General features: G+C 48.6%; 8 protein-coding genes. 1 reads left to right on the forward strand and 7 read right to left on the reverse strand.

What is annotated here, in order from left to right:
- Positions 1 to 2: 2 nt before the first annotated feature.
- The 6 genes from rnhB to L6466_RS12835 form a co-directional block, all read right to left on the reverse strand.
- Positions 3 to 611 (reverse strand): ribonuclease HII, encoded by a 609-nt coding sequence (gene rnhB / locus L6466_RS12810; RefSeq protein WP_091816480.1) that lies wholly within the window; start codon positions 609 to 611, stop codon positions 3 to 5.
- Between the two features lie 12 nt (positions 612 to 623).
- Positions 624 to 1,841 (reverse strand): aminotransferase class V-fold PLP-dependent enzyme, encoded by a 1,218-nt coding sequence (locus L6466_RS12815; protein WP_091816828.1) that lies wholly within the window; start codon positions 1,839 to 1,841, stop codon positions 624 to 626.
- 66 nt (positions 1,842 to 1,907) lie between these two features.
- Positions 1,908 to 4,271 carry a zinc-dependent metalloprotease gene (locus L6466_RS12820; protein ID WP_237803580.1) on the reverse strand — a complete coding sequence of 788 codons (2,364 nt, stop codon included), beginning with the start codon at positions 4,269 to 4,271 and terminating at the stop codon, positions 1,908 to 1,910.
- Between the two features lie 159 nt (positions 4,272 to 4,430).
- Positions 4,431 to 5,222 carry a hypothetical protein gene (locus L6466_RS12825; RefSeq protein ID WP_237794492.1) on the reverse strand — a complete coding sequence of 264 codons (792 nt, stop codon included), beginning with the start codon at positions 5,220 to 5,222 and terminating at the stop codon, positions 4,431 to 4,433.
- 1 nt (position 5,223) lies between these two features.
- Positions 5,224 to 6,672: a RagB/SusD family nutrient uptake outer membrane protein gene (locus tag L6466_RS12830; RefSeq protein WP_237802655.1), complete on the reverse strand. Its 1,449-nt coding sequence runs from the start codon at positions 6,670 to 6,672 to the stop codon at positions 5,224 to 5,226.
- Positions 6,673 to 6,684: 12 nt separating this feature from the next.
- On the reverse strand, positions 6,685 to 9,966 hold the full coding sequence (locus tag L6466_RS12835) for a SusC/RagA family TonB-linked outer membrane protein (protein ID WP_237802654.1): 3,282 nt from the start codon (positions 9,964 to 9,966) through the stop codon (positions 6,685 to 6,687).
- A 255-nt stretch (positions 9,967 to 10,221) separates the two neighbouring features.
- On the opposite strand from L6466_RS12835, the gene L6466_RS12840 reads away from it, so the two are divergent.
- Positions 10,222 to 10,980 carry a hypothetical protein gene (locus L6466_RS12840; protein ID WP_091816495.1) on the forward strand — a complete coding sequence of 253 codons (759 nt, stop codon included), beginning with the start codon at positions 10,222 to 10,224 and terminating at the stop codon, positions 10,978 to 10,980.
- Between the two features lie 95 nt (positions 10,981 to 11,075).
- On the opposite strand, the gene sufD is transcribed toward L6466_RS12840, so the two are convergent.
- Entirely contained in the window at positions 11,076 to 12,431 is a 1,356-nt protein-coding gene (gene sufD, locus L6466_RS12845) for a Fe-S cluster assembly protein SufD (RefSeq protein WP_237802653.1), read from the reverse strand.
- Positions 12,432 to 12,508: the final 77 nt, after the last annotated feature.

Raw genomic sequence — 12,508 nt, forward strand, 5'->3', positions numbered from 1 at the left:
ACTTAATCCTTAAAATCAAGCGAGAGTTGGCCATCCCCCAGTAAGTTGTACGACATACGATGATAAGGTGTCGTGCCATACTGGCGGATGGCCTCTCTGTGTTTCTTGGTGGGATAGCCCTTATTGGAACGCCAGTCATACTGCGGATACTCCTCAGCCAACTGGTTCATATAATCATCACGATAAGTCTTGGCCAATATCGAGGCGGCAGCTATCGAAAGGTATTTACCGTCACCCTTGACAATCGTCGTATGAGGTAAATCCTTGTATTTCTTAAACCGGTTACCATCAACGATGACAGCCTCAGGACGCACCTGCAACTGGTCCAAGGCGCGATGCATGGCCAGAATAGAAGCATTCAGGATGTTTATCTTGTCTATCTCCTCTGGTGTCACGATGCCGACAGCCCATGCCACAGCATCACGCTGGATAATCTCACGCAACTCATAACGACGTTTCTCCGTGAGCTGTTTCGAATCGTTCAACAGTTCATTCTGATAGCCCACAGGCAGGATAACAGCAGCAGCATAGACGCTACCAGCCAGACAGCCTCGTCCGGCCTCATCACATCCAGCCTCAACCTTTCCTTCGTAATAATGATCCAGCAACATACACCTAAGCTTTTAGAACATGGCACTGACTCTGCGGATTCCCGCTACAAGAGCGTCAATCTCCTCTTTTGTGTTATAGAGAGCGAAAGAGGCACGCACAGTACCTGTTACCCCCAGACGATCCATCAACGGATGAGCGCAATGATGACCGGTACGCACGGCGATTCCAAGACGATCGAGCAACGTACCCATATCCAGATGATGGATATCGCCAACAAGGAATGACACTACGGCATCCTTGTGAGGAGCCTCGCCAAACAAGCGCATATTGGGTATCGTGCGCATCTGTTCCATACAGTAGCGGGTCAGTTCCTGCTCATGTGCCTCGATATTCTCCATACCCAGCGACTCCATATACTTGATAGCCGTAGCCAAACCGTGTGTGGCTACATAGTCAGGCGTACCGGCTTCAAACTTGAAAGGCAGACGCTCGAAAGTCGTTTTTTCCCACGACACCTTGTCAATCATCTCACCTCCACCCTGATACGGAGGCAGTTTCTCCAGCCATTCCTCCTTGCCATAGAGCACGCCGATACCTGTGGGACCATACATCTTATGACCACTGAACGCCAGGAAGTCGCAATCCAGGTCCTGCACATCAATCTTCATATGAGGTGCACTCTGAGCACCATCCACCAACACGGGGATACCGCGCTCATGAGCCAGTTTGATAATATCCTTTACAGGGTTGATAGTACCCAGCACATTGCTCACATGGGCGATACTGATGAGTTTGGTACGTTCAGTTATGTATGTTGCCACGTCATGGCAACTTACCAGGCACCCTTTATCATCAATTGGCAAATGCTTCACTACGATACCCATCTTCTTGGCCTGCAACTGCCAGGGCACGATATTAGAGTGATGCTCCATATCCGTGACCAGCACCTCGTCGCCAGCCTTCATCTGTGACTCACAGAATGTCTGTGCCACCAGATTGATAGCCTCCGTGGTACCACGGGTAAATACCACCTCCTCAATCTTTCGAGCATTGATGAAGGCACGTACTGTCTCACGCGCCGCCTCATGCAAGTCCGTAGCCTGTTGCGACAGATAATGCACACCACGATGCACGTTAGCATTCACATTCAGGTATTCCTCGCGCATCGCATCCAGCACGCACAAGGGCTTTTGTGTAGTAGCCGCATTATCAAGATAAACCAGCGGTTTCTTGTATACCTCCCGCTGAAGAATGGGGAAGTCCTCACGTATTTTCTTAACGTCGTACATATCCTTCATTTGTTATCACGTGAATATTACTCTTTAATTTACAACTCAACAGTCAGCCTGCAAAGACTACTTACCAGACTCGTGACGCTCACGAATCTTCTTCACACGAAGCAGCAAATCCTTATAATGCAAAGCATTAAGCGCTGACTGCTGTTGAGAAACATTCTGGAGGTAGTTCTCTACCTTGTCTAAATGTTGTGCTATATAGAGTATGGCATCAGAACGGGTTGCCAGACTCGTATTTGTTCCGTCTGCTCCGGAGCCACCATTAAGCGCTACACCCAGGAAATCAACATAAGAGCGCTGCTGCAGTCTGCGGAAACTGTTCTGCTCCTCATCCTTATCTGTTAAAGGTTTCCATACCATTCCGAATATATCATCGAAATACTCCTCTACAGGGTAAGCCTTGTCAGATATAAACTGATCCCCCATCAAATTCGAGATAGCGTTGGGTGACAACAGCATGGCAATGAGCGTCTGCTGACGGTTACGTATCTCGTCGGCATAATCCACGCCAAGCTTACTGACAACGCTCTTAGGATAAAGCCACATAGGTGCTTCCATCACATTGCGCGACAACCAGTCCACCGCCTCGCGCTGCAAGTCACGCGGCACAATATCATAAGGCTTTTCACCTGGGGCATTGTTCACATACTTGCTGAACAGATATTTCTGTACGTGGTTCACATAACGCTGATATTGCGAACGCACAGCACGGTGAATAAAACTCAGATCATCATACTGGCCATCAGGCTGTGCTGTCCACTCCTCTATATGCGCCATCACACGCTGAAGGTTTTTCAGACCGTAGTCATTGGCACGCATCTGATTATCGCCCAAATCCTCTGACTGTGAACGGGGATCCCTACCTTTTCCCTCGTCACCACACCACCACAAACGGCGGTTGCCTTTCAACACCTTAGTCGTTTCGGCACGCAGGACCTTCTTTTCCTTGGCAGGGTCCTTGAACTCCGGGCGGTACTGATAGCCCCATTTGATAGCCCACTTATCGTAATCGTTGATACGGGGGAAGAGACCCTTCTCTGAGATCTTATCCTCAGGCTGAGCTACATAATTAAATCGGGCATAGTCCATGATACTTGCCGTATGTCCATATTTCTCCACCCAAGCCTTGTCACGCAGTTTCTCCACAGGAGTGGCCTGTGAGGCAATCATATTATGGCGAAGACCCAGTGAGTGTCCTACCTCATGACTGCTCACAAAACGGATCAGCTGTCCCATCAGTTCATCGCTGAAGTCCATCTTCTGTGCCCTCTTGTCCAACGGGCCACACTGTACCATATACCATTTCTTCACCAGATTCATCACGTTATGATACCAGCATATATGCGCCTCAATGATTTCACCAGAACGCGGATCCACAATACGCGGTCCATAGGCATTCTCCGTTTCCGAAGGCAGATAGCGCAATACAGAGAAACGGGCATCATCTATCGACATCGTAGAGTCATTCTTTGGCCAGTCCTTGGCTACGATAGCATTCTTGAAGCCAGCCTCCTCAAAGGCCTTCTGCCAGTCTTCAATTCCCAGTTTCAGATATTTAGCCCACTTCTTAGGCGTTGCAGGATCTATATAGAATACAATCTGCTTTTTCGGTTCTACCAGTTTACCGGCCTTATAGGCTGCAGGATCCTTCGGTTCCAGACGATAGCGCATAATGATAGCTTCGTGATTCGAAGTCTCATCATCACTAAATTCCGTTATCTTACTGTTGAAATAGCCCACACGCTCATCAGCATAACGAGGCTGCATAGGTTCCCGTGGCAGCAATACCAACGATGTATTCAGCGAGAGCGTGGCAGCGCCGGTCTTAGCTGCAGGAACACGTCCGGAACTCATACCGTAGGTACGCAGCGACGCAATCTCCACGTTGATAGGATATGTCTTGATAGTATCTATGAAGGTACGATCACTCTGCACGGAACCGATTCCAAGAATCGTACGGTCGCTGGAAGAGAAATTCGTCACCTTATTCTCTCCCATGAGCCATTTCGTTATATTGATCAGCTGCGCATGAGTCTCAGGATTACGACCTATCACATCAAACTTCCACACAATAGGATCTGTCGTGGACTGCTTGAGCGAGATAGCGATACGGTTTTCAGGTTTCGCATATTGCGACTGTACATATTCACGCAGGAAGATGGTCTTATCGCCATATTGCTCAAAATATACTGCCGAACGGTTTACCTCTTCACCTGTCACCATCTTGAATTCCTGTGGCACACTGGCAAAACGGGTTACCGCCAGCATCATACGTCCCAGCAATGAGTCAGGTATTTCCAGATACCAGTCATTCTTAATATGACGAACGGTGAAGAGACCCTCACGCACAGAGCCCCCCTCCTTTATTGTTTTAAGATATGGGTCATTCTTACTTTTGGCCGTGGTATCAACACAACAGTCCATGGTGACCACGGTATCTGCACTACATACAATATTGGCTGCATGCAGTCCCGTAGAGGGCAGCAATGCAGCCAAAATGAATAATCCTGTAAACGTCTTTTTCATGTTGCAAAATTACAACAAAAAAGACAATTACACGTCAGCCTATATCAATTATTATGCTTATTTTACAATTTTTCGGCCATCAACAATGTAAATGCCTTTCTCCTTGACATTTACCCGGCGTCCCTGCAGGTCGTAGCATGCACCATTTGACGATTTTCCATTGACGATTTCGCCAATGCCGGCAGAGCCGTTGGGTACCAGGCGGATGTCAATTTTGACAAAAACAGCCGAGAAGTAAGAATAGTTGAACAGCACATTGGTATCATCACCCTGCCAGATGTCGTATTCATATGCATTCTTCTTGGGCGAAGCAGGTGTCCACACCTTCAGCTTCTGCTTAAACACCGTGTTGTTATATTCGTATTCAAACTCTTCCTCGTAGTCATCACCTACCAGGAAGTTGGCATTGCGGTAGTTGTAAAACACCATCTTACCGAACTTATATCCTGCAGGGGCCTCAAAACGCATGGTGGTTCCGGGCTGGGTATAAAGCATATTGGTCTTACCAGCATTGATTCCCAAAGCAGCAACATCGGCTTCATCAAGTGTGTAGCTGGCATATACCGACACCTTTGAATACTCATCAAGGTCAACAGGATAGACCGTCACTTTGACATTCGAGGATGAACCTTCGCTGACTGGCCATGAGAAATCCTTCTCATTCAGGATGGCACCTGGTGAATCCAAGTCAGTATAGTCGGGATACCACTTCGATGTCAGCTCAGTCGCAGAATAGCTCCAAGGGTTCGCATTGAAGTCCATCATCACATAGGTCGTGTCGTTGGTTTCCTGAGCCATTGACACCATGGCCATCATGGCCATTAAGATTGTTGCGTAAAGTTTCTTCATATCATTCATCAGTATTAAGTGTCAGATTCGGATTCTTATCCCTTGCAGAGTGTGGGAAGGGGATGATATACAACCTGGAGTCAGGCTTCAGCGTATAGGTCTGCTGCGGGTGTGCCTCACTGATATTCTGCACAGGGAAGACACGCGTGATGGTCTTCTGATACTCCGGCTCAATATTCAGTCGCTTCAGGTCAAAGAAACGGTTAAAGCCAAAGAGCAGCTCCTTGCGACGCTCATCAATAATCATCTTCACCATTTCCACCTGTGTGGCAGGAGCATCCACATGTCCGTTGCCACCCTTGATACGCTTGTCGCGCAACTGACTGACGTAGTTGGCAGCCTCCGTCAGATTGTTCTGTCGTGCCAAGGCCTCTGCCATTATCAGATAAACCTCCGCCGTGCGCAGTCCCACGGACATATAGGTAAACCTGTCCAGATTCGTAATGGCAGGTGTCCAGATTGCGGCACCCGAGCCACTATCAAACCAACTGGTGATACTCGTACCCGTATCACGCAGGAAAAGGCTATAACGCAGGTCATTAGCCTCAAACAGGCTCTTCAGTTCAGGACTGATCATACCGTAGTGATACAAGCATACCTGTTCACCACTGCCCCAGCCTGCCATCCAGTGATAGGAGAGCACCTCAGGGTTGCCATCCTTGGCAAAGTTCTTATAGCGTGCCGTACCACCAGCATCGTTAATGAGGTTATAGTCGGCCAACTGAGAATTCAGTTTCAGCGACTGTTCTGCAGCCTCCTGTGCCTTAGCCCAGTCACGATGGAACAGATAGACCTTGGCCAACAAGGCATAACCGAAAGCACGGTTAGGATGATGGATATTCACTGGTTTCTCTTCCAACAGAGGCACAGCCTGTTCCAGTTCATTGATGATAAAGTTGTATACCTCAGCCACCGTCGACTTCACAGGCGTTGCCTCCAGGTCATAATGGTCCATGATGCACACACCACCATCACTGGCTGCCGTTTCAGGGTTATAGGCCTTGGCAAACGTGTTCACAGCCAGGAAATGGTCAAAGGCACGGAAAGTACGTGCCTCCGCCTTTGCCAATGTCTTCAGTTCCTGCGAGCCCTGTCCTTTGTCAACATTGTCTATGACAAGGTTCGAACGCAGAATGAAACTATAGATATTCTCGTACAGGTTATTATCAGGCAGGATAGTGCGGTCGGCCTTCTCATTGAAGGTGAAGTTGATGCCATCTGCCGATATACTTTCATAACCCAGGATTTCCGATTCTTTCACCCACTGGTCATCACTCAGAAGAATGAATGATGAAGGGTAATAGGCGCGCATGGGCGTAGCTATCAGCTCGTAATACTGTTGGGCAGAGTCAACCGTGACCGCCCCTTTAGGTGTGATGTCGATATAGTTGTCACAACCAACCGTTGTCATTGTCAGAAGGACAAACAGGGAATATATGATTTTCTTCATGATGACAGTCTGTTAGAATGATGTAGAGAAACCGATACTGAATGTCTTGGGTTGCAGGAGCGTGCGTGAGGCAGAGTTCAGGGAATAAGACTCCGGATCGATATCATGTCCCACCCTTGACCAATAGAACAAGTTGTTGACCTGCAGCGTCAGACGCGTCTGTCCGATATGCAGTTTCTTCGTGACAGCCTCCGGCAGATGGTATGCCATACTGATACTACGCATCTTGATATAGTCAGCAGGCTTCACCTGTGCGTCGCAATAACGCCACCACTCAGAGAAAGTAGAGGCATACTGCTGAGCCACGCTACCTGTTGGCATCTCGTAATAGTGCTTCACGGTATGGTCGTTCACGTGGTCCGTAACCATCTGGTATGAGTTCATGTCCGTCGCATCCAGACGCAGTTTGTTACCACCGGCATATACCAGCAACGTGTTCAGCTCCAGTTCACGCCAACGCAGACTGAGAGTCAGCGAACCATTATAGACAGGAACGAGACTGCCCATATTCACCAGCGCGTCAGTTCCTTTCAGCGTTGATGACACCTGAACCTCTGTAGGATTACCATCAGCATCAAATGTAGCCATCTCGTTGCCATCCGCATCAAGGATGACAGGATAGCCATTCACCACACGGCTCAACCTATAAGCCCATAGGGTATTATAGCTCGTACCCTCCACGAAGTAGTTGGCAGGAGCAGTAATGAAGTTAGAGGCGATATCAGTAGAAGAATGTTCTACACGCAACATCTTATTATGGTTCCATGCGATGTTGAAACCAGCAGACAATGTCCAGTCCTTTGTGCGCAGCAGATTGGCATTAAGCTGCAGTTCCACACCCTGGTTGCGCATCTTTCCGTTATTGATAACACGCTGTGTAGCACCAAGCGTAGAGTCCAGGTACTTACGTACCAGCAGGTCATCACCTACACGGTTATAGAACTCCAGCGAACCGCTCAGCACATTATTGAGCACGCGGAAATCCACACCAGCATTGAATGTCGACGTCTTCTCCCATCTCAGTCTGGGATTCGGCAGGTTGTCATCCGTATATCTCAAGTACTGCGTATTCGTAGGATCATTATTCTCCGTACGGTAGCGAGCCACGAAATATGTGGTGCTGCTCTGGTCCACATTACCATTCACACCATAGGTAAGACGCAGCTTCAGGAAGTCGAGCCAAGAGAAATCCTTCATGAATGCCTCCTCAGAGATATTCCATCCGGCACCCACCGACCACAGCGGGTGATGCTGATTCTTCGTATCCAGTCCAAAGAGGTCGGCCTCATCCCAGCGTATGCTACCCGTGATGTTATAACGATACAGGTAATCGTAGCCTACATTGGCATAGAAAGAGGCATAGCGATGGAATATCTCCGTCTGACTGGTAGCAGGACCGCCAAGTTTCACGGTGTTACCATAGACCAGGCTCTCCACGCCCACATTATTCAGCGACGCCCAGTCCATGCGTACAGAAGTGAGTGCCACGTCATTATAGCCATACATCTGCTGCTCTATCGGACGTGCAGCACGGTTCTCCCTCAACTCAAAACCCATGATGGCATTCACATGATGCTTTGACTCCAGGAAACTCTTCTCGAAGTTCAGCTGGTTACGGAAGGTATAACGACGCGTGTTATTGGTTGTCTGACGATAACGTCCACCCGATGGCAACTGACTCACACCATCCAGGTCTATCAGCGCATTATGCGTCATACGCATCAGGTAGGAGTTGGGCTCGTCATACTTCTCCGTACGTGACTGTGTCCATTCATACTGGAACATCAGGTTATACTTAAACCACTTCAGGAATTTCGCCTCCACATTGACAAACGGACGCATACGTAGGTTGCGGTTCTGCGTCAGACTCTCATCAAGCGACTGCAGCACATTAAATGAGAAAGGCATCAGCACATCCGAACTGGCCAGCTGCTGCTGACTGTCAGCTATGGCCGAACCGTTGAGCGAACCACCTGCAAATCCGCTGATATTCACATACGGCGTCATCACCAGGTTGCCTTGCGCATCTACTATAGAGGCATAGCGCTCCTGGATATTATAATTGGTGTATGCGTAATCAGGCACCTGACTATTGGAGAATCGTGTATCAATACCCAACTTGATGCTCAGCCACTTATTCAGCTTGAAATTCGATTTCAAGTAAATACTGAAGACATCGCTGTTATCATTCTTCACACGGTTCTTGTCGTGCTCATAGTTAAACGAGGCAAAATGGTTGGACCGTTGTGATTTCTGCGACAAAGACACATTATACCGCTGGGTAACTGCCGAGCGCCATACCAGGTCACGATACTGATTATAGTAATCATTCTGTCGCCATTGTCCGAGTGTGCGGTCCACGTCATCCTGCGTGATGCGCCCCTCCGCCTGATCGCGGTATAGCTGATAGAGCGGTGAATAATAATTCTTGGAGAAACTGTTAAAGAGCGTTGCCACACTACCACTGCTGTTCACACGTGCATTATAGACATTGGTCTCGTAGTCAATAATATCCGATGTCGAGGCGTAGTGCATCGCATCAAACGTTGGCTTGGTAGAGATATACCAGTCGGCATTCACGCTGACCGTTGTCTTCTCACTCTTTCCCTGCTTGGTTGTGACGACGATAACGCCATTGGCCGCCAAGGCACCATAGATACTGGCAGCAGCGGCATCCTTCAGTACCGTTACCGACTCCACATCATAGAGATTTATCTCACTCAGTTCCATGTCGGTGGCCATATCATCTACCACAATCAGTGGTTTCGTACCTATACTGGTAGAGAATGTGCCCACGCCACGCAATACAGGACTACCCTCGCCCGTATTCGGATTGATATCCATGCGCAGGCCGGCCACCTGTCCTTCCAGGGCCGACAGGATATCCTTATGCATCACGCGATTCAGTTTGGTAGAGTCCACAAAACCGAAGGCGGCAGTTGATCGCTCCCGACTCAGTCGCTGATAACCCGTTGACACCACCACAGCCTCAGCCAGTTGGGTTGTCTGGTCCTTCATCTTCACATCCACCGTCACCTGACCTTTCACGGTCGTCTGGTAAGGTTCCATACCCACATAACGGAACAGCAAGACAGCATTCTCGTTGTCCACAGGAATACGGTACTTTCCATCAAGTCCTGTAACAGCCGTATGCTTTCCATTCTTGACTGCTATCGTCACGCCATAAAGAGGTTCACCTTTTGTGTCTGACACAGTACCCGTCACCATGCGTTGCGCTTTCACTTCACCGGCAAATAGGATAACAAAGGAGATAAATAGAAGATACAATCTCATGAATCGAATGTTTTAGGTCGCAAAAATACAAAAAATTTCATAAAACGCAAAGCGTTGAGTAAAAAGTTGTACTACTTTCTTACTTTTTTTCGCCATTTTGTAACAAAATGCTAACCAAAAACGCAGAATTACAACAAAACTATAACCAAAATGCCTTGAAAGATTCCAGAAAAAAATATTCGCCAAAAGTGATGATGATAAAGAAAAAAATTGTATCTTTGCACCCAGAGACTAAACACTTAAAACTTATAGCGTATGAAACACTTATTACTTGCAGTAACAATGGTAACGGCCCTGAGCACCTCTGCGTTTGCACAAGGCCAGGTGAGAAACATCTATGCCAGCTCTGAGAAACTGAACACAGAGTTGCTACAGAACACGAATCAGACCGTACAACTGAACCGCTATCTCTTTGCAGGCTACAACACCCTCTGTCTGCCCATGTCGGTATCAGCTGAACAGTTGGGCGACCTCAAAGCCGAGCGCTTCCTAAGCATCCAGCAGGAAGGCAACGTGCTGAACCTCTATTTCGTGGAGTGCACCAACGAAGGTCTTCTGGCTGGTGTACCCTATCTGATCAACTCACCCAAGAGTCAGTATCTGCGCCTGAAGAATAGCGATGCCCTTAACCTCAACACCGAACTGAAAGCTATCCATATGAGCGATAACAAAGGGAACGCCGTGACCTTCAGTAGCAACTGGGAAACCGTAACGAAAAACGGTCTATACGGCATTCCTGCCAAGCAGGACGTCACCCCATTGGAGGCCGTGCTTATCCGCACCGAGGCCGACAAGGCTTTCCTCCCCACCCGTTGTGGTTTCTCTTGGGACAAGCAGGCATCTACTGCTAAAGAGCTTCGCATCGTACACCTCAAGCAGTCAGACGTCACAGCCCTCAAGAGCGTGACCATCAAGACATCATCTGACGAAACCTACGACCTGAGCGGACGTAAGCTCAACAAGACCGACAGAGGCATCTACGTGCAAGAAGGTAAGAAGATGCTGAAGAAGTAAAACAAAAGCATAACACCAACAACAAAGGCGAGGATTTTGGTCCTCGCCTTTTTCATATTGCGGTAGCAAATTTTTCACTTTTCACTATTCCCTTTTCACTTACAAAGCTTGCATCCTGTGCATTTATTCAGTTCGCCACGGAAGCGCTTCTCCACCAGGTAATGCAGACGGTCGCGCAGAGGCTCCAGTTGCATGTGGTCTATCACCTCGTTGACAAAAGCATTCTGCAACAGCAGTTTGGCCTCCTCCAGCGAGATACCACGCTGACGCATATAGAAGAGTGCCGCATCATTCAGCTGTCCCACCGTAGAACCGTGGGCACACTTCACGTCGTCGGCATAAATCTCCAACATCGGTTGGGTGTACATACGTGCCTCCTTCGTGGCCGTGAGGTTCTGGTTCGTCATTTGCGAGGCAGTCTGCTGAGCACCATGCTCTACCAGCACCCTGCCGGCAAAGGCACCCACCGCCTGATTGTCGAGCACATACTTATAAAGTTCGTTGGATGTGCAATGAGGCACCTTATGTGCTATCAGCGTGTTATTGTCCACATGCTGTTTCTTGTCAGCTATCACACAACCATAGCATTGGCACTCAGCACCCTCGCCCGAGAATGTCAGGTCGAGCTTATTACGTGTCACACCATTATGCAACGTGATGACATTGTGTGTCACACGACTGTCGCGCTGCTGGTCAATATACACATTGCTTACACGTACATTCTTATAATGCGTCTCCTCCAGACAGTAGAGGTCCAGCGATGCGTTCTCGCCCACAAAGGCCTCTATCACCTGCGTGGTCAGGAAGTTGCGGTCATCAGCGGCATGGTCGCAGAACAGCATCTTGATTTCTGCACCTTCCTCCACCACGATAAGCACACGACGGTTCACCATCAGGTCAGGCACCACGCGCTGCGCATTCTGAGGCGTTGCCTTCAGGATATTAATCACCTGAATGGCACGGTCAACCTTCACGTTCTTAGGCACATACACCAGCAGGCCATCCTGCGCCAGCATCGTGTTAAGTGCGGTAACGGCATCCTCACTGGTCTTAGCCAACTTCGTGTAGTACTTGCTCACCAGCTCAGGATAGTCACGCATAGAGCCGATAACCACACCCTCAGGCAGATGTCCCTTTGGTTTCTCGTCGTGGAAAAACATATCGTTCACCACAAAATAGAGACTGGTACTCAGGTTGGGCACGTCGCAACGGAAGGTCTCGTAGGGATCCACAGGAATCTGCAAACGATTGACGTTCACACCAAAGTTAGGCTCAAAGAGCTTCTGGATATCCGTATATTTATAGCGTTCCACCTTCTTAGACGGGAAGCCCTGGGCCTTAAAGTCCTCAAAGGCCTCATCACGCACAGCGTTCATCGCCTCTGGGGCATGCGAGAAAATCATCTCACGTGCCTCATTGTATAGTTCTATGTATTGTTGTTCAGACTGCATATCAAGTGCGGTAGCCGCTCGGCCTTTGGACGCTTGCACGGCAAGAAATTTTTCACTTTTCACTCTTCACTTTTCCC

The organism is Prevotella communis (assembly GCF_022024175.1).
In the GTDB taxonomy this organism is placed as follows: domain Bacteria; phylum Bacteroidota; class Bacteroidia; order Bacteroidales; family Bacteroidaceae; genus Prevotella; species Prevotella communis.

Bases quoted from the DNA above. Each gene is read 5' to 3' on its own strand.
- L6466_RS12835 (WP_237802654.1), bottom strand. From the start codon at position 9,966: ATGAGATTGTATCTTCTATTTATCTCCTTTGTTATCCTATTTGCCGGT.
- L6466_RS12815 (WP_091816828.1), bottom strand. From the start codon at position 1,841: ATGTACGACGTTAAGAAAATACGTGAGGACTTCCCCATTCTTCAGCGG.
- L6466_RS12820 (WP_237803580.1), bottom strand. From the start codon at position 4,271: ATGGACTGTTGTGTTGATACCACGGCCAAAAGTAAGAATGACCCATAT.
- rnhB (WP_091816480.1), bottom strand. From the start codon at position 611: ATGTTGCTGGATCATTATTACGAAGGAAAGGTTGAGGCTGGATGTGAT.
- L6466_RS12830 (WP_237802655.1), bottom strand. From the start codon at position 6,672: ATGAAGAAAATCATATATTCCCTGTTTGTCCTTCTGACAATGACAACG.
- sufD (WP_237802653.1), bottom strand. From the start codon at position 12,431: ATGCAGTCTGAACAACAATACATAGAACTATACAATGAGGCACGTGAG.
- L6466_RS12825 (WP_237794492.1), bottom strand. From the start codon at position 5,222: ATGAAGAAACTTTACGCAACAATCTTAATGGCCATGATGGCCATGGTG.
- L6466_RS12840 (WP_091816495.1), top strand. From the start codon at position 10,222: ATGAAACACTTATTACTTGCAGTAACAATGGTAACGGCCCTGAGCACC.